The 24,434-nt window shown below is 67.7% G+C and carries 23 protein-coding genes and 2 pseudogenes; 17 read left to right on the forward strand and 8 right to left on the reverse strand.

Annotated elements, in window-relative coordinates; genetic code table 11:
* The first annotated feature begins 51 nt into the window (after positions 1–51).
* On the forward strand, positions 52–600 hold the full coding sequence (gene msrA, locus SMN802W_RS0114445; protein WP_019517632.1) for a peptide-methionine (S)-S-oxide reductase MsrA: 549 nt from the start codon (positions 52–54) through the stop codon (positions 598–600).
* Between the two features lie 92 nt (positions 601–692).
* Positions 693–980: a hypothetical protein gene (locus SMN802W_RS0114450; protein ID WP_019517633.1), complete on the forward strand. Its 288-nt coding sequence runs from the start codon at positions 693–695 to the stop codon at positions 978–980.
* A 93-nt stretch (positions 981–1,073) separates the two neighbouring features.
* Here SMN802W_RS0114450 and SMN802W_RS0114455 read toward each other — a convergent pair whose 3' ends face one another.
* Entirely contained in the window at positions 1,074–2,000 is a 927-nt protein-coding gene (locus SMN802W_RS0114455; RefSeq protein ID WP_019517634.1) for an L-threonylcarbamoyladenylate synthase, read from the reverse strand.
* A gap of 37 nt (positions 2,001–2,037) precedes the next feature.
* On the opposite strand from SMN802W_RS0114455, the gene SMN802W_RS0114460 reads away from it, so the two are divergent.
* Complete coding sequence (locus SMN802W_RS0114460) at positions 2,038–3,708, forward strand: acyl-CoA dehydrogenase (protein ID WP_019517635.1); 1,671 nt, start codon at positions 2,038–2,040, stop codon at positions 3,706–3,708.
* Between the two features lie 3 nt (positions 3,709–3,711).
* On the opposite strand, the gene SMN802W_RS17270 is transcribed toward SMN802W_RS0114460, so the two are convergent.
* The 4 genes from SMN802W_RS17270 to SMN802W_RS0114480 are packed head-to-tail and all read right to left on the reverse strand — an operon-like array spanning position 3,712 to position 5,643.
* A complete protein-coding gene (locus SMN802W_RS17270) occupies positions 3,712–4,200 on the reverse strand; it encodes a hypothetical protein (protein ID WP_156818913.1) in 489 nt (162 codons plus the stop codon).
* Positions 4,197–4,616: a hypothetical protein gene (locus SMN802W_RS17275; RefSeq protein ID WP_019517637.1), complete on the reverse strand. Its 420-nt coding sequence runs from the start codon at positions 4,614–4,616 to the stop codon at positions 4,197–4,199. Before SMN802W_RS17275 ends, SMN802W_RS17270 begins: the two co-directional genes overlap by 4 nt.
* A 41-nt stretch (positions 4,617–4,657) precedes the next feature.
* Positions 4,658–5,014: a GntR family transcriptional regulator gene (locus tag SMN802W_RS0114475; protein WP_019517638.1), complete on the reverse strand. Its 357-nt coding sequence runs from the start codon at positions 5,012–5,014 to the stop codon at positions 4,658–4,660.
* 50 nt (positions 5,015–5,064) lie between these two features.
* Entirely contained in the window at positions 5,065–5,643 is a 579-nt protein-coding gene (locus SMN802W_RS0114480; protein WP_019517639.1) for a nitroreductase family protein, read from the reverse strand.
* Positions 5,644–5,770: 127 nt separating this feature from the next.
* Here SMN802W_RS0114480 and SMN802W_RS0114485 point away from each other — a divergent pair, with 127 nt between their 5' ends.
* The 3 genes from SMN802W_RS0114485 to SMN802W_RS0114495 all read left to right on the forward strand — a co-directional run bounded on the left by SMN802W_RS0114485 (position 5,771) and on the right by SMN802W_RS0114495 (position 10,062).
* Positions 5,771–7,582, forward strand: a complete 1,812-nt coding sequence (locus SMN802W_RS0114485) for a peptide MFS transporter (protein WP_019517640.1) — start codon at positions 5,771–5,773, stop codon at positions 7,580–7,582.
* A gap of 29 nt (positions 7,583–7,611) precedes the next feature.
* Positions 7,612–8,298: an NnrU family protein gene (locus SMN802W_RS0114490; RefSeq protein WP_026326162.1), complete on the forward strand. Its 687-nt coding sequence runs from the start codon at positions 7,612–7,614 to the stop codon at positions 8,296–8,298.
* A gap of 126 nt (positions 8,299–8,424) precedes the next feature.
* Positions 8,425–10,062, forward strand: a complete 1,638-nt coding sequence (locus SMN802W_RS0114495) for a long-chain-fatty-acid--CoA ligase (RefSeq protein WP_019517642.1) — start codon at positions 8,425–8,427, stop codon at positions 10,060–10,062.
* 4 nt (positions 10,063–10,066) lie between these two features.
* Here SMN802W_RS0114495 and SMN802W_RS0114500 read toward each other — a convergent pair whose 3' ends face one another.
* From SMN802W_RS0114500 to SMN802W_RS17280, 3 genes are read right to left on the reverse strand one after another with little or no spacing between them, the layout of a single operon-like run.
* Positions 10,067–10,981 (reverse strand): hypothetical protein, encoded by a 915-nt coding sequence (locus SMN802W_RS0114500; RefSeq protein WP_019517643.1) that lies wholly within the window; start codon positions 10,979–10,981, stop codon positions 10,067–10,069.
* Positions 10,981–14,100 carry a TonB-dependent receptor domain-containing protein gene (locus SMN802W_RS0114505; RefSeq protein ID WP_202951024.1) on the reverse strand — a complete coding sequence of 1,040 codons (3,120 nt, stop codon included), beginning with the start codon at positions 14,098–14,100 and terminating at the stop codon, positions 10,981–10,983. Before SMN802W_RS0114505 ends, SMN802W_RS0114500 begins: the two co-directional genes overlap by 1 nt.
* Before the next feature lie 2 nt (positions 14,101–14,102).
* Positions 14,103–15,455 carry a dicarboxylate/amino acid:cation symporter gene (locus SMN802W_RS17280; protein ID WP_019517645.1) on the reverse strand — a complete coding sequence of 451 codons (1,353 nt, stop codon included), beginning with the start codon at positions 15,453–15,455 and terminating at the stop codon, positions 14,103–14,105.
* Positions 15,456–15,639: 184 nt separating this feature from the next.
* Here SMN802W_RS17280 and SMN802W_RS0114515 point away from each other — a divergent pair, with 184 nt between their 5' ends.
* From SMN802W_RS0114515 to SMN802W_RS17290, 11 genes and pseudogenes are all read left to right on the forward strand, one after another.
* The gene (locus SMN802W_RS0114515) at positions 15,640–17,403 is read left to right on the forward strand and encodes a sensor histidine kinase (RefSeq protein WP_026326164.1); all 1,764 of its coding nucleotides are present in this window, start codon (positions 15,640–15,642) and stop codon (positions 17,401–17,403) included.
* Entirely contained in the window at positions 17,400–18,683 is a 1,284-nt protein-coding gene (locus tag SMN802W_RS0114520) for a sigma-54-dependent transcriptional regulator (RefSeq protein WP_019517647.1), read from the forward strand. The genes SMN802W_RS0114515 and SMN802W_RS0114520 overlap by 4 nt, the downstream gene beginning before the upstream one ends.
* 122 nt (positions 18,684–18,805) lie before the next feature.
* The gene (locus tag SMN802W_RS0114525) at positions 18,806–19,072 is read left to right on the forward strand and encodes a GCG_CRPN prefix-to-repeats domain-containing protein (RefSeq protein WP_019517648.1); all 267 of its coding nucleotides are present in this window, start codon (positions 18,806–18,808) and stop codon (positions 19,070–19,072) included.
* Between the two features lie 75 nt (positions 19,073–19,147).
* Positions 19,148–19,579: an EF-hand domain-containing protein gene (locus SMN802W_RS0114530; protein WP_238560218.1), complete on the forward strand. Its 432-nt coding sequence runs from the start codon at positions 19,148–19,150 to the stop codon at positions 19,577–19,579.
* Positions 19,580–19,612: 33 nt separating this feature from the next.
* Complete coding sequence (locus SMN802W_RS0114535; RefSeq protein WP_019517650.1) at positions 19,613–20,173, forward strand: RNA polymerase sigma factor; 561 nt, start codon at positions 19,613–19,615, stop codon at positions 20,171–20,173.
* Positions 20,166–20,558 (forward strand): hypothetical protein, encoded by a 393-nt coding sequence (locus SMN802W_RS0114540; RefSeq protein ID WP_019517651.1) that lies wholly within the window; start codon positions 20,166–20,168, stop codon positions 20,556–20,558. Before SMN802W_RS0114535 ends, SMN802W_RS0114540 begins: the two co-directional genes overlap by 8 nt.
* Before the next feature lie 3 nt (positions 20,559–20,561).
* Positions 20,562–21,008, forward strand: coding sequence for a periplasmic heavy metal sensor (locus SMN802W_RS0114545; protein ID WP_019517652.1), 447 nt, complete (start codon positions 20,562–20,564; stop codon positions 21,006–21,008).
* A gap of 61 nt (positions 21,009–21,069) precedes the next feature.
* A pseudogene (locus tag SMN802W_RS19020) lies at positions 21,070–21,795 on the forward strand (DUF1800 family protein); the annotation flags it as partial.
* A gap of 122 nt (positions 21,796–21,917) precedes the next feature.
* Complete coding sequence (locus SMN802W_RS19025) at positions 21,918–22,529, forward strand: DUF1800 family protein (protein ID WP_443209014.1); 612 nt, start codon at positions 21,918–21,920, stop codon at positions 22,527–22,529.
* A gap of 4 nt (positions 22,530–22,533) precedes the next feature.
* A complete protein-coding gene (locus SMN802W_RS0114555) occupies positions 22,534–23,682 on the forward strand; it encodes a DUF1501 domain-containing protein (RefSeq protein WP_019517653.1) in 1,149 nt (382 codons plus the stop codon).
* Positions 23,683–24,197: 515 nt separating this feature from the next.
* A pseudogene (locus tag SMN802W_RS17290) lies at positions 24,198–24,434 on the forward strand (transposase); the annotation flags it as partial.

Consider the following 24,434-nt stretch of genomic DNA (forward strand, 5'->3'; position numbering starts at 1 on the left):
TTTCGAGCGCGGTAGCGGCTTCCTACATGCTTCTCAAAGGAGACTTCATCCATGACCGAATATGCCATCCTCGCCGGCGGATGCTTCTGGTGCACCGAGGCCGTGTTCAAGGACGTGATCGGCGTTGAGAGCGTCGAAAGCGGATACATCGGCGGGCACGCGCCCAACCCGACCTACAAGCAGGTGTGCGGCGGTGACACCGGCCATGCTGAGGCGATCAAGGTCGGCTTTGACCCGGCGAAGATCGAATACGGCGACCTGCTCGACATCTTCTTCGCGACGCACGATCCGACGCAGCTGAACCGTCAGGGCAACGATGTCGGCACGCAGTACCGCTCGGCGATCTTCCCGCAGTCAGACGAGCAGGCCGTCGAGGCGAAGGCGGCGATCCAGCGCGCGCAGGGCGAGCAATCGAAGCCGATCGTCACCACGATCGAGGCGAATGACACCTGGTATCCAGCTGAGGGGTACCATCAGGATTATTGGGAAACGGAAGGGCGCAGCAATCCCTATTGCATGGCGGTGATCCCGCCCAAGCTGCAGAAGCTGCGCAAGAGCTACGCCGCGCGGACGAAGAGCATGGCCGAGGCGCAGGGCTGAGCACAGAGGGCGACGACCAAGGGAACGTACCGGATCGGACCGTGTTGATGCGCTGCCGGAATGACCGGCCGCGTATCTACAGGGAAAAGTTCATGTCCACGTTTCGTCTTGCCGCCGCCGTTCTGCTCCTTGCCGCGCCGCTGGCGGCATGTGGTGGCTCGGGTGATGACAAGCTCGCGCATCAGGTCAAGAAAGCCGCCGACAACCGCGCCGATCAGCTGGAGCAGCGTGCCGACGACCTGAAGGATGAGGCCAAGCAGGTGCGCAAGACGGGTGAGAAGCGCGCCGATGCGATCGATGCCGCCGACCTCAACACGCATGCGATGAGCCCCGAGCAAAAGGCGGCGATCGTCGCCAATCAGGCGCCCGCGGTCCGCTGAGGCTACGCGATCCGGTGCCTCAACCGAAGCGCCGGGTTTCAGCATGACTTTTGCGAGCGCGCCAGCGTGGATGTGCGGGCGCCGTTTACCCCGCTAGTTGTGTGCGGCGCGGCGTAAGCGGTCGTTGATCGCGACGCCGACGCCCGTCTCCGTTACGGCTGCGACCGCGATCCGCGCGGTTGGCGATGCGTCGGCGCGGTGCAGCGCGTCGAACAGCCGCGCCGCGGCTTCGACCACATCGCCGTCCAACGATAACGTGTCATTTCCCGCAACCTCGCCGAAGCCGATCAGCCACTCGTCGGGTCCAGCCTCACGTGCGTTCAACCGGAGCGGCTTGGTGGGCGCGTAGTGCGTCGCGAGCTGTCCCGGCGCGCTGACATGCGCGGTCGTGCCAGGCATGACCGGTAATACGTCGCCGAGCATCTCGGCGGTGACCGGCCCCGGTCGCAGGATCGTCCTGCCCGCGACGATGGTCGATTCCACCCCCGCCATGGTCGCGCCGTCGTCGATGATCAGCGGCACGCGCGCGCCCAGGCTCGCGGCGACGTGTTCGGCCCGCGTCGGGCTGATGCCGTTGCTCATGTTCGCGGACGGTGCGGCGAGTGGCGCCGTCGAGGCGGCAATCAACGCCTGCATCGCGCGGTGCGCCGGCACACGCAGCGCGATCGTATCCAGCCCGGCGGTGACCAGCGAGGCGATGCCCGCATCGGGACGCAACGGCAGCACCAGCGTCAAAGGCCCGGGCCAGAACCGCTCTGCCAGCGCCAGCGCGTCGTCGTCGAACACTGCGATCGCCTTGGCCGCGGCCAGATCGGCGACATGGACGATCAAGGGGTTGAAGCTCGGCCGCCCCTTCGCCGCATAGATTTGCGCCACCGCCTGCGCGTTGCGCGCATCCGCGGCGAGGCCGTAGACCGTCTCGGTCGGCACCGCGACGATTCCGCCTGCGCGGATGATCGCGGCGGCCCGGTCGATCGCGAGGTTTCCGAACGCGTAAAGAAGGGGTGGTTGAGCCGCCATCGCGCCACGCTATAGCGGGTGCAATCAGGAGAGAGAAATGGCCTTCACCGCCCCTGTCGCCGAGCAGCGCTTCGTTCTCGACACCGTCGCCGGCATCGGTGCGCTCGCCGATACCGAACGCTTTGCCGCCGCGACCCCGGACGTGATCGACGCAGTGCTGGAGGGCGCGGCGCAGTTCGCCGCGGGCGAATGGGCCCCGCTCAACCGGGCCGGCGATACGGTGGGAGCGAAATGGACCCCCGACGGCGTCGTCATGCCCGATGGCTACCGCGCGGCGTACCAGGCCTATGTTGAGGGTGGCTGGGGCACGATCGGCGTGTCGGAAAGCCACGGCGGACAGGGGCTGCCGTTCGTCATACAGGCGGCAGTGCTGGAAACGCTTGGCAGCGCCAACATGGGTTTCGCGCTATGCCCGACGCTGACGGTCGGCGCGATCGAGGCGATCGAGCATCACGGCTCGCCTGAGCAGCAGGCGCTGTACCTCCCCAAGCTCGCGACCGGCGAATGGACCGGCACGATGAACCTGACCGAGCCGCAGGCGGGCAGCGACGTGGGGGCGCTGCGTGCCACCGCTACCCCGCGGGGTGACGGCACGTTCGCGATCAAGGGCACCAAGATCTACATCTCGTTCGGCGACCACGACATGGCGGACAACATCGTCCACCTCGTGCTTGCGCGCACGCCCGATGCGCCTGCGGGCACGCGCGGCATCTCGTTGTTCCTGGTGCCGAAGGTCCTCGCGGACGGCACGCAGAATGACGTGCGCGTCGTGTCGATCGAGCACAAGATGGGGCTGCACGCCTCGCCGACCTGCGTATTGTCGTTCGGTGACCACGACGATTGTACGGGCGAGCTGATCGGCCCCGAGTTCGGCGGGATGCGCGCCATGTTCACGATGATGAACAACGCGCGCCTCAACGTGGGGCTACAAGGGGTGCAGGTGGCCGAGGCGGCGACGCAGAAGGCGGTCGAGTACGCGCGCGAGCGGGTGCAGGGCGCGCGCGCGGGTGCGCAGTCGGCGATCATCGAGCATCCCGACGTGCGTCGCATGCTGATGCGGATGAAGGCGCAGACGATGGCGGCGCGTGCGTTGGTTTACTACGCTTGCGGGCAGGTCGACCGCGCCGGGCTGGGTGACGCGGCGGCGAAGGATCGGCTGGAGATCACCACTCCGCTCGCCAAGGCGCACGCGACCGATCTGGGCAACGAGATCGCGAGCATCGGCGTGCAGGTCCATGGCGGAATGGGCTTCGTCGAGGAAACGGGCGCGGCGCAGTTCTTCCGCGACGCGCGGATCACCCCGATCTACGAGGGGACGAATGGCATCCAGGCCGCGGACCTCGTCGGGCGCAAGCTGTCGCTGTCGAACGGTGCCGCCTTCGCCAGCCTGATCGCCGATATCCGCGGGGAAGCGCAGCATCCGCGGCTGACCGCGCTAGTCGACGCGTGCGAGGCTGTCGGGCGCCGGTTGCAGACAGCAGATACCGACGACCGCCAGGCGGCGAGCTATCCGTTCCTGACCATGCTGTCCGTCGCGACCTGCGGCTGGCTGCTGGAGCGGCAGGCGCGTGCCGATGGAGCAGATGTGACCAAGCGGGCGAGCGTTGCCTTCTACCTCGATCAGGTCGTGCCGGAGGCGATGGGACTGGAAGCGGCGGCGAGTGCACCCGCGACGCAGCTCTACGCGCTCAGCGCCGACGCATTCTGATGCTTACTCGCCCGACGGGCAACCGTCGGGCGTGGTGGCGCGGTACCCGGCCGGGTACCAACGCGAGACATGCGCATCGGCATCGTAATAGCATACCGCTGCGTCGCGACCGTCTGGCGTGATCGCGATTGCCCAATTGTGTGGCCCGCAATTATGCGCCTCGCACGCCCAGGACAGGATGCTGCCGTCCCACTCGGCGACCGGGTTGGCGGTGGCATCACGGCTCAGCACCGTGTCGCGCACGCTGGCGTCGGAAACGACACGTGCAACGGCGGTACGCACCGTCGGCTCGTCGACGAAGCGCGTGCCCGCAACGAGGTCGAACGGGTATTTGCCGACGTAGCGTGACAGATCGACCGCGACGATGGTCGCACCCGGCGTCGGCGAGGGACGCGGAGCTCCGATGACGCGCGTCGGCACAGGCTGCGGCTCGGGTGCCCGGTTGCACGCGGCAAGCGCGCCCATGACCAACAGGAGAAGCGTGTTCCTCATCGCCGGCGCAGCGACGCGTCTTCGAGGTGCCACTGCCGCTGCTCCGTGGTGGAACCGTCGACGTCGTTGACGCGGCGAAGCGTGTAGCTGCCGGTGAAGCGCTGCGCGATGCCGTTCTTCAGCGTCGCGCGCACGGTGACCGGCACGCGGATGTAGCTTGATCCCGCCGCCCCCTCGGGGTCGCTCGGCGTACCGGTGACGACGCTGGTGTGGCGTGTGTTCGAGAAGCCTCGAGCGAACTGCCGATAGCGCTGCCCGCTCGCCTGCCCGCCGCGCGACCATGAACGATAAGCAGTGCGATAGTCGCCGCGGTCAATCGCCGCATAGTAATGCTGGACGACCGCGCGGGCCTCGGCGGGGGTGGCGGCGGGCGCGGCGGCGGCGCTGGCGAGCAGGAAGGACACGATCAGGCTCATGTTCGCGATAACGGATGAACCGGTCGCGGGTTGCCCGTCACTCAGGCGTCGCTACGTTCCAGCAGATCGGCGAGATCGAGCCCGAGCAGGTCGATATGCCCGCGAATGCGCGGCCACTGCGTTTTGATGAACGTATCGCGCTCGGCCGTGCGCAGGCGCTCCACCGCGCCCGTCAGCACGAACATGCCGACGCCGCGACGCACCTCGACATAGCCGTCGTCCTGGAAACTCTGATATGCCTTCGCGACCGTCAGCGGGTTGGCGCCGTGTTCGGCCGCCAGCGCACGTACCGAGGGAAGCTGGTCACCCGCAGCGAAGTCACCGCGCAGGATCCCCGCGGCGATGGTTGCGCGCAGCCGGATGTAGACCGGGCTGTCCTCGTTGCTCAATGCTGCCATGGTGCTTTAATACAGCAAATGGGAGCGGAGTCGAGCCTCACCCTCATGCCTCAACCCTGCCAGTCGCTCCACACCTGTTCGATCGCGGGACGTGGCCGCTCGTCCAGCGCGCGGGCAGGCGTGCCGATGAAGACGAAGCCGGTGATCCGCTCGTGCGGCGCACCGAAGGCGTCGCGCACCGTGTTCGAGAAGGCCGGCCAGCCGGTCAGCCAGCCCGCCGCATAGCCGTGCGCGTGCACCGCGTGGAGCAGGTTCATGCACGCCGCGCCCGCCGACAGCTCCTGTTCCCACAACGGTATCTTGTTGTCGGTACGCGGTGACGACAGCGCGACCACCAGCGCGGGTGCCTGGTTCGCGAACTGCACCATGTTGTCGAGCTCCGCCTGCCGCGCCTCCGGCTTCTCGGCGCGGTACGCCTCGACCAGCAACGTCGCCAGCCGCTCGCGCTGATCGTCGCCCACGATCACGAAGCGCCACGGTGCGAGCTTGCCATGGTCGGGGGTGCGCGCGGCGAGCGCGATCATCCGCACCAATTCGGCATGATCAGGCCCGGGCGCGACCAGATCGCGCGGCTTGCCCGAACGGCGGGTGGACAGATGCGCGAGAAGCGAGGAGCGATCGTTGAACATGGGCGTGCATCTAGGAAGTGTTAACGCGTATTTACAGCACGGGCTTTGCCGCTAGTCTCCCATGCAACCATCGCGCGCGCCGCCTGGGCGTAAGCGCGGACCGAGTTCAGGGAGCGTATTTCGAACAATGGTGGACACTCCGACGGCCGACAATCGCGGCGAGCCCGACATCACCCACACCAATCCGGCCGCCGAGGAAACCTGGTTCGGCCATCCGCGACAGCTCGCGCGGCTGTTCACCACCGAAATGTGGGAGCGGTTCGGTTACTACGGGATGCGCGCGCTCCTGACGCTGTACCTCACCAAGCATTTCGTATTCGGCGACCGTGAGGCGACTGGGCTCTACGGCGGCTTCACTGCACTGGTGTACCTGACCCCGCTGGTCGGCGGGTATCTGGCCGACCAGTATCTCGGCTCGAAGCGGTCGGTGAAGTTCGGCGCGATCATGATGGCGATCGGCTATTTCACGCTATGCTTCGGCGGTGAGACGGCCAGGCCGTATGCCACCATCGACGGACAGCGCTACGAGGTGCAGGTCGACGGCTTCCGCGATGCGCCGACCAGCGCCGCGGCCGAGGTGCGCTATCTCGTGACGCCGCAGGGACGGCTGGAGATCAAGGGCAACGAGGACGGGTCGGTCTCGCTGCTCAATCCCGACAAGTCGGTCGCGCAGACCGTCGCCAAGGGCGGGTTCGAGACCGGCGGTGAGCGTAGCGCGCTGCTGACCGCGGTGCTGCTCCTGGCGCTCAGTCTCATCTCGGTCGGCAACGGCTTCTTCAAGCCCAACATCTCGACCATGGTGGGTGAGCTCTATGCGGGCGGCGACCGACGCCGCGACGCGGGGTTCACGATCTTCTACATGGGGATCAATCTCGGCTCGCTCGGCTCGCAGCTGCTCTGTCCGCTGCTCGCCGACAAGGTCGGCTGGTGGGCAGGGTTCGGCCTCGCCGCATTCGGCATGCTGATTTCCTGGGCGTTGATCCAGTTCAACGGCGGCAAGCTGAACGGCATCGGCGAGGCGCCGGTGCGTGCCGGCCCTGACCGCACGCTCGCGATCTTCGCCGGCGCGATCCTGGCCGTGCCGGTGTTCTATTTCCTGTTCGTCAACCTGATGAACTCGACCGCGCCGGAACCCGGTTCGGGTATCCTCGGCTATATCGCGTCCTTGTCGCTGATGGGTAAGCTGCTGTTCGGCACTTTCCTGGTCAGCGTGCCGGGCATCCTGATCTGGTCCTATGCAAAGGGCAGCAAGGCCGAGTTTCAGATGATGCTGGCGGCGATGATCCTGATCGTGTTCAACGTCGTATTCTGGACCTTGTTCGAGCAGGCGGGGTCGAGCCTGACGCTGTTCGCCGATCGCAACACCGACCTGACGATCGCCGGCGGGTTCGCGATCACCGCGCCGCAGACGCAGTTCTTCAACGCGTTCTTCATCGTCGCATTAGCGCCGGTCATGTCGATCCTGTGGACCAAGCTTGCCGCGCGCGGGATCGAGCCGACGATCCCGGTCAAGTTCGGCCTCGCGCTGATCGGCGTCGGGCTGGGCTTCCTGTTCCTCGTCTGGGGCGGACAGTTCGCCGGCCAAGACTTCAAGGTCGCGATCTGGTGGCTGGCGGGGCTGTACCTGATCCACTCGGTCGCCGAACTGTGCATCTCGCCGGTGGGCTTGAGCATGATCACCAAGCTGTCGATCGCGCGCATCGTCGGGTTGATGATGGGCGTCTGGTTCCTGTCGATCTCGGTCGCGCAGTACGTCGCGGGCATCGTGGCCCAAGTCGCCTCGGTCGAGACGGTCGGCGGGCAGGTGACCAACCTGAAGGTCAGCCTCGACACCTACAATCAGGTGTTCTGGACGATCGGTCTGACCGCGGCGGTGATCGGTGCGGTGCTGCTGGCGCTGTCGCCGTTCATCAAGCGCTGGATGCACGGGGTCCAGTAACGACGAACGGAAATCAGGAGAGAGCCGGGATGGAGGAAGTGGGACTTGCCGCGGTCGCGTTCGTGGGAACGCACTTCCTCCTGTCGCACCCGCTGCGCGCGCCGCTGGTGCGGCGCATCGGCGAGGGCGGGTTCCTTGGGCTCTACAGCCTGGTCGCGGTGGTGACGCTCGGCTGGCTCGTCGTCGCGTACCGCGCCGCGCCGGCGGCGGCGCCGCTGTGGCCGGTCGGCGACGGATTGTGGGCAATCGCGACGATCATCATGCTGGTGGCGAGCGTCTTGTTCATGGGGTCGCTGGTCCGCAACCCGGCGCTCCCTGATCCTACGGCCAAGACCAGACCGGTTCCCGAGCCGAGCGGCGTTTACGCGATCACGCGCCACCCGATGATGTGGGCGTTTGCGCTGTGGGGCGCGGCGCACATCCTCGTCTATCCCGATCCTTCGAACGTCGTGCTGGCCGGCGCGATCATCATCCTGGCATTGGTCGGCGCACATATGCAGGACCGCAAGAAGTCACGGCTCCAGCCCGATTTCTGGCCCGAGTGGGAGCGGCGGACGAGCTACCTGCCGTTCGCCGCGGTCACGGCTGGACGCGTGCGGATCGGCAGGCTCGGCGGTCACGCGCTTGGCGGCGGCATCGTGTTGTGGCTGGCCGCGACCTGGGCGCACATGCCGCTCGCTGGCTGGGCGGCGGGCATCTGGCGCTGGATCGTCTGACGCGTCCGCCACAGAATTTACGTAAGCGGGCTGGCGACACCAAACGAAACACGACAAGTTGGGGCGGAAACGGCCACAAGGCACGGAACCGGCGACACAGCCGGTGTGAATAGGAGAGTTGACGCCATGACGCAGCCGCTGTTCGGATTGATGCAGGACGTGCCACTGACGGTCGACGGCTTTCTCAACCACGCGAACACCTGGCACGGCGCGCGCGAGATCGTGGCGCGCGAGGCGGACGGCAGCGTCACCCGGCTCGACTATGCCTGGCTGCACACGACCGCCAAGCGCGTGTCGAACGCGCTCGCTCGCGCCGGGATCGGGCAGGGTGACCGGGTCGCGACGATGGGGTGGAACAGCGCGCGGCACCTCGCCGCCTGGTACGGCGCGACCAACATGGGCGCTGTGCTCCACACGCTCAACCCGCGGCTGTTCCCCGAACAGATCGCCTATATCGCGAGCCACGCGGGCGATCGCATCCTGCTCGCCGATCCGGCCTGTGCGCCATTGATCGCACCGCTGCTCGCCGCCGCGCCGTCGATCGAGCGGGTGGTGTTCCTGTGTGCCGCCGCCGACCTGCCTGCGACCGATTACCCTTCCGTCGCCTTCGATGACTGGATCGCGGACGAGCCGGCCGAATATGCCTGGGGCGGGTTCGACGAGCGGCTGGCGTGCGGGCTGTGCTATACCTCGGGCACGACGGGCAACCCGAAGGGCGTGCTCTACTCGCACCGATCCAACTATTTGCACACGATGATGACGTTGCAGGCCGACGCGCTCGCGCTGACGGCGCGCGACACGGTGCTGCTGGTGGTGCCGATGTACCATGCCAATGCCTGGGGCGTGGTCTATTCCGCGCCGGCGGTCGGCGCCAAGCTGGTGCTGCCGGGTGCGCGGATGGATGGCGAGTCGATCTACCGGCTGATCGAGGACGAGGGCGTGACCTTTTCCGCCGCCGTTCCGACCGTGTGGCAGGGGCTGCTCCAGTACCTGCGCGCGAGCGGGGCGCGCTTCTCGACGTTGAAGCGCGTGGTGATCGGTGGCTCTGCGCCGCCTGAGGCACTGATCCGCGCATTCCAGGACGATTACGGCGTCGAGGTGGTGCAGGGCTGGGGCATGACCGAGACGTCGCCGCTCGCGACCTTGTCGACGCCAAGCCCCGAGGTGCTGCAACAGCCATACGACGAGCAGGTGCGGCGCAAGGGGATGCAGGGGCGGCTGGTCTGCGGGCTGGAGTTCAAGCTGGCCGACGACTCGGGCAACCGTTTGCCGCACGATGGGCGTACCGCCGGTCGGTTGATGATCAAGGGTCCGACGATCACCAGCGGCTATTTCGGCGGCGAGGGCGGCGACGTGCTCGACGAGGAAGGGTTTTTCGACACCGGCGACGTGTCGACGATCGACGCAGCAGGCTACATGCAGATCACCGATCGCGCCAAGGACATCGTCAAATCAGGCGGCGAGTGGATCAGCTCGATCGAGATCGAGAATATCGCCGTCGGCCACCCGGAGGTCGCGCTTGCCGCGGTGATCGGCGTCGCGCATCCGAAATGGGACGAGCGGCCGATCCTGCTGATCCAGCGCCACGCCGGCGCGACCTGCGGCAAGGCGGAGCTGCTCGCCTTCCTTGACGGTAGAATCGCGCGCTGGTGGATGCCCGACGACGTCGTCGTGGTTGATGAGATCCCGCTCGGCGCGACGGGCAAGATCGACAAGAGACTGCTGCGGCAGCGTATGGCGGGGTACGCGCTGCCGGACGCGTGAGCGGTCAGCGGGCGGCGCGCAGCTCGTCCGACGCGATTGCCTGCAACGCCGCCGCCATGTCCTCCGACAGGCCGAGCTCGTCGGCCGATCGCTCGCTCCGGCCGAGCGTGCGCGGGTCGACGCCGGTCAGCTGCCCGAACACGATCAACGCTTCGAGGTAATAGCCCGCGGCGCTGGCGTGATATTGGTCGTAGGTCCACAGGTCGGCCTGCCCGAACGCGATGCCGTCATACGGGTTCGGATCGGCGACCCCCCGTGCAAAGGCGCGGTTCCACGCCTGTCCGACCGGCAGCACGCCCGTGACGCCCGGGGTGGCGGCGCGCGCCTGATCGGCGGCGGCGCGCAGGTCGAGCGCCATCGTCGCGATCGGCTTGCCCGCCCAGCGGCCCTGCCCACGATAGGCGAGATCCGCGCGGCTCCACGTCGACATCAGTTCGACGCGCACGCGCGGGTTGCGTGCGGTGAGCAGCCGCGTCAGCCGACCGACATCGCGGACGTAGTCGGTCGCGTCGCCGGGGCGCGCGCGGTTGAGCGTCGACAGTTCCTGCAACACCACCACGTCCCACGCACGGTCGAACAGCTGCCGCCGCTCGTCATAGTGGAAGCCGAGCGTCTTGCCGCCCTGCGTCTCCAGGCTGACCTCATAGTTGAGCCCGGCCTGGTCGGCGAACGCCTTGAACAAGGCCGGCACCCCGCCGTAGCCGGCGCGGTTGAGGTCGGTGACCGTTCCCGCATGCCAGTTGCGCACCGCCGAATGCGCGCCCTGCGTGAAGCTGTTGCCGATGAACAGCACGCGGATCGGTGCACTCGTCCGCGCGGTCGAGGCGGGGGCCGGGGCCGGGGCCGGGGCTGGCGGCGCCTGCTGCGCGAAGGCGGGCGTGGCGGCGAGGAGCGAAATGGTGGCGAGCAGGCGTAGCATCAGAAACGCTTCCCAACGGTCAGGTACCAGTAACGCGCGTAGGGCACGTAGAGCGAGCCGAGATAGCCGTCGGCGGTGACCGGCGGCTGCTTGTCGAAAAGGTTGCGCACGCCGATGCGCAGCCGCGTGTCGTCCATGAACCCGCCCTTGACGCGGTACTGGCCGTACAGGTTGAACGTCGTGGTGCCGTCGACGACGTAGGGATTGCCGTCGGTGTCTAGGAAGTTGGTGTCGTTGACCGGGCCGATGTAATTGGCGAACGCGCCGACCTGCCACTGATCGAGCGACCAGGTGAGCGAACCGGTCACGCGCCATTTCGGGCGACCGCGGTCCTGCAACAGGTCGCGTGCGTCGGTCAGCGGGGTGGCGGCATTGATCTGGCCCGCCGCGCGCGCGTCGAACAGGGCCTGCACCGCGGGCGGGGTGTCGCGGCTGAACTTGGTCAAACGCGCGCCGTTGATCGCCAGATCGAACTTACCCACGTCGGTGCGCACATTGTAGAGCAGCGCGAGATCGAGGCCCTGTACCGTCTGCGGCAGCAGGTTGACGAACTGGTCGTTGATCTGCGTGATCGTGCCCGCGGGCGCGATGCCGGTGCCGGCGAACAACGGCGTGTCGTCGGCGGTCGGCGCCGCGCGAATGACGTTCGGGTTGGACGACCCTTGCTGGCGCAGCAGATAGTCGAGCACCAGCGCGTTCTGCGCGCCGAACTGCCCGACGATGCCGACCTGCTTGATTGACCAGAAATCGGCGGTCAGCGTGAGACGCCCGTATTTGCGCGGAATGAACGCGGGTTGCAGCACCGTGCCGACGGTCCAGTTGGTGCTGTCCTCGGGCTTCAGGTCTTGATTGCCCGACACCGCAATCTGGTAGCTGTTGGCGCGGCCGCAAGCATTGAACGTCGCGATCCGCCCTGAACGCAGGTCCGCCTCGCAGCGGATGAAGTCGGTGTTGGAGCCGAGCCGCGAATAGCGCGTCGTGTTGACCTGCTCGAGGTTGGGCGCACGGAACCCCTTGGATGCGGAGGCGCGCAGGCGGAACCCCTCGACCAGGTCCCAGGCGGCGGCGATCTTGGGCTTCGCGACCGAGCCGAAGTCGCTGTAATGCTCGTACCGCCCGGCGAGCTGCACGTCGAAGCGATGCATCAGCGGCACGCCCATTTCGGGCGAGGCAATCGGGACGGCGAGCTCACCGAACGCGGAGAAGACGGTGCGCCGGCCGTAGACGCTGGGCGTCGGGCTGACCGCCGCGACGTTCGACAAATTGACCTCGCCGGTCACTGCGTCGCGGAAGATGTTGGTGCCGTTCAGATTGTCGTCGCGGATATCGGCCTGCGTCTCGCGCCGCGCCTCGACGCCCAGCGCCACGCCGACGTTGCCGCCGGGCAACGCGAACAGGCTGGCGTTCGACAGCTTGAAATCGCCCAGCGCCAGCGTCGTCTTGCTGCGGCGGACGAGGTCGAACGAGAAGCTGTCGATCGATGCCTGGCTGGACGGCGAGCAATCGCCGACCGAGGGCGTCGCCGAGCAACCGCCCGAGAACGGATTGTACGCGTCCGGCGTCGAGAGCGCGAGGTTCTGCTGCAGCCGCGTCATGTTGATCGCGTTGGAGCGATCGGTCGACTTGGCTTCCGAATAGAGCAGCGCGCTGTCGAAATCGAAGCTGCCGATCTTGCCGCGCGCGCCACCCAGGAAGCGCGACTGCCAGTTGGCTACGTCGACGCGCTGCTGCCCGGCATCGACGAAGCGGTAGGTACTGAGCCGTACCGGCAGACCGGCGGCGGGTACGTTGGTCAGGCCGGGGATGCGGTTGGGGTTGAGCGTCCCGTCGGCGAAGCGCACCGGGCCGAACGGGTTCCAGTAATTGGACGCGGGGATGACGATCGCGTTCAGGTTGATCGTCGGCGGCTGGATACGCACCGTATCGGCCTGGTAGTAACCCAGCTCGGTGTAGAAGGTCAGCGCGTTCGACACGTCGTAATGCGCCGACAGGAACGTATTGTAGCGGTTGAACGACGGCGTCACGGTGGTGCCCGGGCGCGTGTCGAACCGCTCCGACCTGAGCGTCGACGCGGTCGCGCGCGTGCCGGTGCCGTAGCAGGTGTTGCCGTTCAGGATGTACGCGCAGCCTGGGTTCGCCGCCGACTGCGTGTGGAACGCGCCCGCCGCCGAGGTCAGCGCGGTCGTCCCGCGGCGGATCGTGCCGGGTCCTCCGACCACCGCCAGGTTCGCCCACGGCGATTGCGTCGCGCGTCCATCGGCGGCGAGGTTGCCGGCGAAAGCGGGATCGTTCGCGAACAGCGGCAGCAGATTATCGCTGGCGGTGTAATCCTGATCCTGCGGCAGCTGCGCGGTGCGGCGCGTATAGTCGAGGAACACCGACACGTTGCCGCGGTCTTCGTCGAAATTCTTGCCGTAGGTGCCCGTCACCTGCAATTCCTTGCGGTGGGTCCCTTCCGCAAAGCCGAAGCGATAGTCGAGGCTGCCGCCGTCGAACTTGTCCTTCGTCACGGTGTTGACCACGCCTGCGACCGCGTCCGCGCCGTAGATTGCGGCCGCGCCGTCGCGCAGCACCTCCAGCCGCTGGATGCCCGCGACCGGCAGCGAGTTGGAATTGTAGCCGAGCACGGGCACGTTGCCGTCGCCCGCCTGGCTGGTCGGATGCTGGACGAGGCGCCGGCCATTGAGCAGAACCAGCGTGTTGCCGACGCCCAGATTGCGCAGGTTGATCGAATTGACGTCGCCGCGTGCCGAGTTCGACGTCTGCGCGCCCTGTGCCTCGTTGAACGTCACGTCGCCGACCTGCGGGATCGAACGGAACAGCTCGTCGCCCGACAGCGCGCCGGTGGCGTCGATCTGCGACTGGTCGATCACCGTGACGGGCAGCGCGGCGGTCGCGCTCGCGCCCTTGATCTGCGTACCGACGACGACGATGTCGGCGACCGGCTCGGGCGCCTGTGCGGCGGTATCGGGACTTGGATCGGCCTGCGGCGTCGCCTCGGCGAGGCCGGGTACGGCTTCCTGCGCCGGTGCCGGCGTAGTCTGCGCGGTTGCGCCACTGGCGGCGACGAGTGCCGCGAGCATGCTGGTGCCCGCCAGCAGGTGTTGGAAACGGTTCACAATCACTCTCCCTGTATCGTGGTGGCGGGAGCCTTCTGAACGGGCTCCTCGTTGTTGAGCGTGGCGCGCAGGCGATCGAGATCGAGCTTGCCTTCCCAGCGCGCGACGACGATCGCGGCGACGCCGTTGCCGATGAAATTGGTGAGACTCCGGCATTCCGACATGAACCGGTCGACGCCGAGGATCAGCGCCATGCCCGCGACCGGCACTGACGGCACGATCGACAAGGTGGCGGCGAGTGTGATGAACCCCGCACCGGTCACCCCCGCCGCGCCCTTCGATGACAGCATGGCGACGCCGAGCAGCAGCAATTGCTGGCCCAGCGTCAGGTCGACGTTGCACGCCTGCGCGATGAACAGCGCAGCAAGCGTCATGTAGATGTTGGTGCCGTCGAGGTTGAACGAATAGCCAGTCGGCACCACGAGGCCGACGACGCCGCGGTCGCATCCCGCCGCCTCCAGCTTGGCGATCAGATTGGGCAGCGCGGCTTCCGACGACGAGGTGCCGAGCACGAGCAGCAGCTCCGCCTTCAGATACGCGATCAGCTTCAGGATCGAGAAGCCGTGCAGCCGCGCGACCGTGCCGAGCACCACCAGCACGAACAGCAGCGATGTCGCGTAGAACGTCGCGACCAGCCCGCCCAGATTGACGAGGCTGCCCGCCCCGTATTTGCCGACGGTGAACGCGATCGCGCCGAACGCGCCGATCGGCGCGGCGCGCATCAGGATGCCGGTCAGGCGGAAGACGATCGTGCCCAGCCGCTCGATCAGGTCGAGCACGGGCTGCGCCGGCTCGCCCACCAGGCTGATCGTGATGCCGGTCAGGATCGCGACCAGCAGCACCTGCAGGATGTTGCCCTGGATCAACGCGGAGACGAGCGTGTCGGGGATGATGCCGAGCAGGAACCCGGTCAGCGTCGTCTCGTGCGCCTGGTGCGCGTAGCCCGCGATCGCGCCGGCATCGAGCCCGGCGGGATTGATGTTCATCCCCGCGCCCGGCCGCACCACATTGGCGACGATCAGCCCGACGATCAGCGCCAGCGTGGAGAAGAACAGAAAATAGGCGAAGGCCTTGCCCGCGACGCGGCCGACTGCGCCGAGCTCCTTCATGCCCGCGATGCCGCTGACTAGCGTCAGGAAAATAACCGGTGCGATCACCATCTTCACCAGCTTGATGAAGGCGTCACCCAGCGGCTTCAGCGCTTCGCCCGTCTCGGGACGGAAGTGCCCGATCAGCGCGCCGAGCAGGATCGCGAACAGCACCTGCGCGTAAAGGTGCGTGTAGAACGGCCGACGCGCCGCCGCCGCATGGGCGTCGCTCGAATGTGCGTTCTGGCTGACAGACGGGCCGTTCATGATCCTCACCTTTTCCGCGTTCTCGTGGGCGGAACGTTGCGTACAGTGTAGAGAAGGATGAAGCACGCACCACATCGGGGCGACAAGAGGGGCAAGTAGCTGTGATCTTGGCGGAAATGTCGGGTGGGCGAGGCGTGGGCGTGTTCGGCTAGCCATGTCGGACGGCGCTGTCGGACACGAAAGTGTGTGGAAAACCGCACATTGGCGGCGCTCGATCCTGTTCGTCGTTTTGGCGAGCCTGGCGTGTGCGGCGCTCGGATGGATCGGGTGGCGCTGGACCGAGGCGCGCGCGCGCGCGGACACCGATGTCGCCGCCGCGACGATCGCCGCCAACCACGCGGGGCTGTTGTCGAGCGAGCTGGAAAAATTCCGCCTACTGCCGCTGGTGCTGGTCGAATATCCCGACGTCGCCGCTGCGCTGGCGGGCGAAGGCGCGCGTGATCGGCTCGACCGCACGCTCGAACTGCTTGCCGGTCGCACCAATGCCGCGGTGATCTACGCGATCGATCGTACCGGGCGGACGGTGGCGGCGAGCAACTGGCGCTTGCCGACCAGCTTCGTCGGGCAGGATTACGGCTTTCGTCCCTATTTCATCGACGCGATGCAGCGCGGCTCGGCCGAATTGTTCGCGCTCGGCACGGTCAGCGGCCGTCCCGGCCTCTACCTGTCGCGCCGTGTCGTGCGCGATGGCCGCACTTTGGGCGTCGTCGTCGTCAAGGTCGAGTTCGACCGCGTGGAGGCGCAATGGGCGCGCACCGCCGGCGTCAGCGTGGCGACAGATCGTGCCGGCGTCGTGCTGGTGACCAGCCAGCCCGACTGGCGCTTCCGCGCAGTCGGTAACCCCACTGCGACAGCGATGCGAACGCAGCGATTTCGCCAAACGGCCCCGCTACGCATCCCGCTCACCATCACCGGCAAGGACGCGAACGCGCCGGGCGAGCCGGTCGGCTACCGGCTGGCGCGGGTCGCCTCGCCGCTCGCGGACGGCGAGGTGCTGCATCTGGCACCGATCGCACCCGCGCTGACGGCGGCGCGGCAGCAGGCGACCTTGTGGGCGCTGGCGTTGTTGTTCGTCGTTGCGCTGGCGGGTGGCGCGGCGTGGCGGTCGGGTGAGCGGCGGCGATTGCAGCGTGCCGCGCAGGCGAATTTGGAACGCGAGGTCGCGGTACGCACGGCCGAGCTGAGCGACGCCAACGCGCGGCTGAGCGTCGAATCGGCCGAACGGCTCGCCGCCGATCGTCGCTATCGCACCGCACGCGAGGAACTGGCGCTCGCCAGCCGGCTCGGCTCGCTGGGGCAGATCACGGCGGGTGTCGCGCACGAGATCAACCAGCCCGTTGCCGCGATCCGCACCTTTGCGGAGAATGGCGCGGTCCTGCTCGACCGCGCCGCGCCCGATCGCGCGCGCGAGAACCTCGGCCATATCATCGCGCTGACCGACCGGATCGGGGCGATCACCGGCGAACTGCGCGCCTTCGCACGGCGGCGGCGCGGCACGGCTGGTGACACGAGCGTGGGCGAGGTGATCGACGGGCTGCTGCTGCTGATGGGGGAGCGCGTTCGCGGTGCCATGACGATCGACGCGCCCGCGGGTGTGCGCGACGTGCGTGTCATAGGCGACCGCATCCGGCTGGAACAGGTGCTGGTCAATCTGACGCAGAACGCGCTCGACGCGGTCGCGGGACGCGAGCGGCAGTTGATCCACCTTGGCGTCGCGGTATCGGGCGAACGGGTTGCGGTCCGGGTCTCGGACGATGGTCCCGGAGTCGATCCGGAGGTGCGCGACACGCTGTTCACCCCGTTCGTCACCGGTCGGCCCGATGGCCTCGGGCTTGGCCTCGCGATCGCGCGCGACATCGCGCGTGAGTTCGGCGGTGAGCTCGCGCTCGACGACGCGCCGCATCTGTCCGGCGCGGGGTTCGTGCTGACGCTCAGGAGGTCGGCATGAGCGAGCGGGTGCTGTTGATCGAGGACGATCATGCGCTGCGGCTCGCGACCGAACAGGCGCTCGACCTCGCCGGCTTCGCGGTCGATGCGTTCGCGCGCGCGGAACCGGCGCTGGGCGCGATTGGCGGCGATTTTTCGGGCATTGTCGTGTCCGACATCCGCATGCCCGGCATGGACGGTTTTCAGCTGCTGGCGCGACTGCGCATGCTCGACCCCGATCTGCCCGTCATCCTCGTCACCGGGCATGGCGACGTGCCGATGGCGGTGTCGGCGCTGCGTGATGGCGCGTTCGACTTCGTGACAAAGCCGTTCGCGACCGAGCAGCTCGTCGCCGCGATCCGCCGCGGGCTGGACCGGCGCGCGCTGGTGATGGAGAACCGCCGCCTGCGCGATGCGGCGCAGGGGAGCGACGATCCGCTGATCGGCAACACGCCGGCGATGCTCCACCTCAGGCGCTCGGTGCGTGAGCTCGCCGATCTGTCGGTCGATGTGCTGATCGAGGGCGAAACGGGCACCGGCAAGGACCTGGTCGCGCGGTTGCTCCACCGGCTGGGCCGACGTGGCACCCGCCCCTTCGTCGTCGTCGACTGCGCCGCGCTGGACGGCGAGGCGGGCGAGCTTGAGCTGTTCGGCGACGCGCGACGCAGCGGGCAGATCGTCGCATCGAACAACGGCACCCTGCTGCTCGACGCGGTCGATTGCTTGCCAGCCGCGATCCAGGCGCGGCTGCTGCGCGTGGTCGAGGAACGCGAAGTGCAGCCGCGCGGCGCGAACTGGAGCGATCCGGTCAACCTGCGGCTGGTTGCCACCAGCGCGCCGGGGCTCGAACAGGCGGTCGCCGATGGCCGCTTTCGCGCCGACCTGTTCCACCGGCTGGCACAGGCACGCCTCGTCGTGCCGCCGTTGCGCGCGCGCGATACGGATGCGACGTTGCTCTTCACCCACTTCATCGAAGAGGCGAAACAGTCGCTCGGACGCGAAGACTATCTGATCACGCCCGAAGCGCGGCATCGTCTGCTGACGCACGATTGGCCGGGCAACGTCCGCGAGTTGCGCAACTACGCCTTCGCGAGCGTCCTCGCCTCCGGCAGTGACGCCGCGGATGCGGGCGGCCTGCGCGATCGTGTCGCGCGGTTCGAGGCGTCGGTCATTGTCGACACGCTGACGGCAACCGGCGGGCACGTCGCCAACGCACTCGCGATCCTCGGCATCCCGCGCAAGACCTTGTACGAGAAGATGGCGCGTCACGGCATCGACCCGGCGGCCTATCGCTCCTTGTGACTGCCGCTCTGATCGAACGATTTAGCCAAAACTTTGCGTCGAGCAGCGACGGATCGGTCGACCAGCGCCGTTCAACCCGTCGTCGTCGCCGTGGAGCGGCGAAGCGTGAAGGAGTATCGTCGATGAAGACGCTTCTGTTGATGGCAACCGTGCTGGGCGGCACGTTGATGGCAAGCGCCCCGGCCGAGGCGCGTCAGGGCTGCGGTCCGGGTTTCCACCGTGGTTACTATGGCCGCTGCGTGCCCAATCGCGGGCCGGGCTATGTCGGGCCTGGTTACGGTGGGAGGGGCTATGTCGTGCACCGTTATTATCCCGGCCGCGGCTACTGGTACTCGAACCGCTTCTGGGACCACCGCTATCGCTGGCATGGTGGCTGGCGCTATCGTTGACCCTGACCGCACGGGCGGCGTCCGCGTCGCCCGTGCGGGCTCAGCACTGGCGCAATGATGACGAGGACAGGCATCGTGACATTGATCAAGAAGCCATATTGTGCGGCGATGGCCGGATTGTTCCTGCTGCTGCCCACCATGGCGTGCGGGCAGGTGGTGCCGCAAGCCGCGCAGGGTGACGCGGCGACGGCCCAGACCGGACGGGGCCTGACGCTGCAGGCTTTCACCGCCAAGCGTGAGCGGCGGATGCTCGCCGCCGACACCGACGGCGATGGCAAGGTGAGCAAGGCGGAGTTCCTCGCCGCTGCCACCAAGGGCAAGGGTGATCCCGAACGCCGCTTCGCCAAGCTTGACCGCAACGGCGACGGCTTCATCGACCGGCAGGAGATTGCGGCGATGTCGGCACGGCGGTTCGCGCGCCTGGACACCAACGGCGACGGCGTGCTGAGCGCGGCCGAGCGGTCGGCGGCGCGTGCATTGAAGCGGGCGGCGACGCCGGAGGAATGAGGTGAGGGGCGGCGATGGGTGGAAAGCGCCGGGTTGAGCGGTCCCGATCCCGACGCCGATCTGATCGCCCGCGTCGGGCGCGGCGACGCGGCCGCGACCCGGCTGCTCGTTGCCGCGAAACTGCCGCGCATCACCAGCCTCGCCACACGGATGCTGCGCGATCGAACGGCGGCGGAGGACATCGCGCAGGAAACCTTTGCGCGGGTGTGGCGCGTGGCATCGACGTGGAAAAGCGACCGCGCGCGCTTCGATACGTGGTTGCATACGGTCGTGCTCAACCTGTGTCGCGACCGCCTGCGCCGCCGCCGCGAGGTTACGGGTGATGCGCTGCCCGACCTTCCCGACCCGGCACCTGACGCGGAAGGCATGTTGCTCGACGCGGAGCGGGGCAGGCAGGTGGCGGCCGCGATCGCGCAATTGCCCGACCGGCAGCGCGAGGCGATCCTGCTGGTCCATTATCAGGATCTCGCCGGTGCGGAGGCGGCCGAGGTGCTTGGTGTCAGCGTTGAGGCGCTCGAATCGCTTCTCGCCAGGGGACGACGCACGTTGCGAACACGGCTGATGACGCCGCAGGAAAGCAGGATAGATGACTGATCCGCTCACGCTCGACCGTTTCCGCGACCTGGCCGATGCCTACGGCGGCGTCGTGGCGCGCTGGCCGGTCAGTGACCGCTTGGCGGCGCAGCGCTTTGCCGCGACGGCGCAGGGACGCGCCATCCTCGCTGAGGCGATCGCGCTCGACGAGCGGCTTGATCACTGGATCGTTCCGGCATTCGCGCCCGCGCTGGCGGCGCGCGTCACGGGCCATGTCGCTGTGCGAACAACGGGCGGCAGGCAACGCTGGTGGTGGTCCGGTATCGGCATCGCGGCGACGCTTGCCGGCGCGGTCGCGGGCGCGGCGGGGGTCGCGGTCGTCGCACCGATCGACATGGTGACCGCCAGCACGTCGTTCGGCGATGTCGCCGGCGTGGATGGCTGAGCGATGACCCGCATCCGTATCGCGCTGATCGTCTCGGTCATGCTCAACCTGTTTCTCGCCGGCGCGCTCGTCGCGGGTTATGCCTCGCTGCGTACCGGCAAGCGGATGGTGGGTGCAGGCTCACTGCGGATCGCCGGGGCCGAGCTGCCGCTCGACGAGCGGCGCCAGTTCCGTCAGGCGCTGCGCCAGACACGCCGCTCGCTACGCCCGACGATCGAGGCGTCGCGCGCGGCCAAGACGGCCGGCGCCGACCTGCTGCGCCAAACGCCGGTCGATCAGGCCGCGGTCGCCGCCGCGCTCGCGCGTGCCCGCGCGGCGGACAGTGCGGTCCGTGCCGCGATGGAGCAACGCGCAATCGTGTTCGCAGCGGGCTTGCCGGCGGCTGATCGTGCGAAGCTGGCGGATGCGATGGCGCGCCGTTCCGCCAAGGGAAATGCACGCAACGAATAGCCGCGACGGAAATGCGCGGCACGTCCGTTCAAGCGACAACAGGAACAGCGAAGGACCGATCATGCCCGCACCGGCTGCAAGCCTGTCGCCCGCCGCCATCGCGCTCAACCGCTTCGGCCTCGGCGCACGGCCGGACGACGCGGTGCCCGCCGATCCCGCGCGGTCGATCGTGCAGCAGTTCGACCGCTTCGATCCGCGCCCGGCGCGCTACGCCGCGCTGGCCGATGCAGGCGAGCTGGTTGATCGTTACCGGGCGCAGCAGCAGGCGACCCGGAAGGCAGGTGCCGGCAACGGTGCGGTGACGGGAGCGCCGGCCGCAGCATCTGCCGACGCAAAGGCGATGCTGAAGGTCGCGCGGCAGGATTACCGGCAGGATGTGCAAGCGCTCTACAACGAAGGCGTCCGCGCGCGCGCCGACGCGGCGCTTGCGACCGAAGCGCCGTTCGTCGAGCGGATGGTGCATTTCTGGTCGAACCATTTCTGCGTGTCCGCCGACAACGCGCCGGTCACCGCCTTCGCCGCCGCGTTCGAGCGCGACGCGATCCGCCCGCACGTGCTCGGCCGCTTTTCCGACATGCTGCTCGCGGTGGAACAGCACCCGGCGATGCTGATCTACCTCAACCAGGTGCAATCGATCGGCCCCGACAGCCCGGCCGCGCTGCGCGGTGCGGCGCGCAATCCGCTGCGCAAGCGCGGCTTGAACGAAAATCTTGGGCGCGAGATCATGGAATTGCACACGCTCGGCGTCCGCTCGGGCTACACCCAGGCCGACGTGACCGAATTCGCGCGCGCGCTGACGGGCTGGTCGGTCGATGGCATAAGCGGGGCGGGGAAAGGCGGCGGGGCGGGGAAGGCGATCCGAACCGCTTCGTCTTTCGCGCGAACCAGCACGAACCCGGCACCCGCACGATCCTCGGCAAACGCTATCCGCAAAACGGCGAGGAACAGGCACGCGCGGCGTTGGCGGACTTCGCGCATGCGCCTACGACCGCGACGCATGTCGCGACCAAGCTCGCGCGCCATTTTGCCGGTGACGATCCGCCGCCCGCGATGATCGCGCGGCTGGCCAAAAGCTTTGCCGCAAACAACGGAGACCTGCCGACGCTTTATCGCACGCTGATCGCCTCGTCCGAGGCGTGGGTACCGACGCCCACCAAGTTCAAGACGCCGTGGGAATGGACGATCTCCGCGCTGCGCGGCACCGGGCGCCGTGACGTGGGCGCGCTGCAGATCGCCGCGCTGCAGACGCAGCTTGGCCAGCGCGTGTGGAAACCCGGCACGCCCGCAGGCTGGGACGATGTCGCCGCAAGCTGGGCCGCGTCGGACGCGCTGTTCCGCCGGGTCGAGATCGCCCAACGCCTTGCAGCGCCGCTCGGCCAGACGCTCGACGCGCGGGTCGTTGCGCCGCGGATCATGCCGGCGTCCCTGTCCGCCGTCGCGGCTGAACAAATCGCCCGTTCCGAAAGCCCGGCGGGCGCGATCGCGCTGATGCTGGTCTCACCCGATTTCCTGAGGAGATGATCGCATGATCGCTCGCCGCCAGTTCCTCTCGACCGCCACGCTGGGTGCCGGCGCGCTGTTCGTCGCCCCCGGCCTTGCGCTTGCCACCGTGCCGATTGAGCGCCGCTTCGTTTTCATCATCCAGCGTGGTGCGGCCGACGGGCTCGACATCCTGCGACCCGTCGGCGACCCCGCCTTTTCGGCACTTCGAGGGTCGTTGATCGGCGACAATGCGGTGGGCGCGAAACTCGACGCGACCTTCACGCTTCACCCCGCGCTGGTTCAGATCGCCGCGATGTACGCGCAAGGGCAGGCGTTGTTCGTCCACGCGGTCGCGTCCCCCTATCGCGACCGCTCGCACTTCGACGGGCAGAACGTGCTCGAGACCGGGGGCATGCAGCCCTATGCGGTGCGCGATGGCTGGATGAACCGGCTGATCGCGATGCTGCCGCGCTCGGCCGATGAAGCGATCGCGATCGCGCCGACGGTGCCGACCGCGCTACGCGGCGCGGTGCAGGTCGCGTCCTACGCGCCGTCCGCGCTGCCGCATGCCGGCGACGACCTGATGACGCGCGTGTCCGCGCTTTACGCCGCCGATCCGCAATTGCATGCGCCCTGGGCCGCCGCGCTGGAGACGCAGGGGCTCGCCGGCGATCTGGGCGCGAAACAGGATCCCGCCAGCCTCGGTCGCCTGACCGCCAGCTTCCTTACCAAGCCGAACGGCCCCCGCATCGCCATGCTGGAGACGCTCGGTTGGGACACGCACAATGCGCAACAGGGTCGGCTGGCGGGTCAGCTGAAGAACCTCGACGCGCTGGTCGGGGCATTGCGCGACGGGCTCGGTGCGGCGTGGGCGACGACGACCGTGCTCGTCGCGACCGAGTTCGGCCGCACGGCGGCGGTGAACGGCACCGGCGGCACCGACCATGGCACCGGCTCGGTCGCGATGCTGATGGGCGGCAAGGTGAAGGGTGGGCGCGTCGTCGCCGACTGGCCCGGCCTGGCGCCCGCCAACCTCTACGAGGGACGCGATCTGCGCCCGACCAGTGCGCTCGATGCCGTGATCGCGGGTGCGGTCGCCGAAAGCCTCGCGCTAGATCCCGAGCGGGTCAGGCGAGGTTTGTTCGCGCAAGCCACCGCAGACCGCCCGCTGGCCGGACTGCTACGCGTTTGACGCGTCGGGCCGACCTGATTGCTGCCAGTGATTGAAGAGTATCTAATCGCGCACACCAAGGAACGTGGTCACTTGCCTCGTAATCGTTGTAAAACACAGTTACGGGCGTGGGCTAGGAACACAATAAGCGAGGTAATTAGCACGGTGACACACACCAAGGTTTGATTAACGCCGGACAGGAGCTGGTCACAACCTTCGTAATGCCCTTTGAATGTGGCACGCGTGCCTGCGTGTTTGGTGTCAGCTGCTTCCGGGTGACGGTCGCTAGAAAGCGGACATGTGTTAAGCGGGGTTGGGAGCTCGAATGCCCGCCGTTGATGGTTTGCGGACCGGCCGCTTTCGGGCGGACCGTGCGCAAAACAGACCGTTCGTTCAGGAAGTAAGAGAGGGATCATCTTGCCTGTCACGGGTGAGCGCTGCAGTCCTTTCAGCGTTGCCTTCGTCCTGGTCATGACGTGCCCCCCGTTTCTTCATCCACCTGGACCTAGAGGCCGACCCTCGAAGGGAGGGACGGAATGAAGCGGAAGCAGTTTTTGGAAGAGCAGATCATCGGCATTCTGAAGGAGGCCGAGGCGGGTGCAGTGGTGACGGAGCTGTGCCGCAAGCATGGGATGTCGAGCGCGACCTACTAGGCATGGAAGGCGAAGTTCGGCGGCCTGGAGGTGTCCGACGCGAAGCGTCTGCGGTTGCTCGAAGAGGAGAACGCCAGGCTCAAGCGGTTGCTTGCGGACACGATGCTCGACAATGCGGGA

It is taken from the genome of Sphingomonas sp. Mn802worker (assembly GCF_000382485.1).
Taxonomy (GTDB): Bacteria; Pseudomonadota; Alphaproteobacteria; order Sphingomonadales; family Sphingomonadaceae; genus Sphingomonas.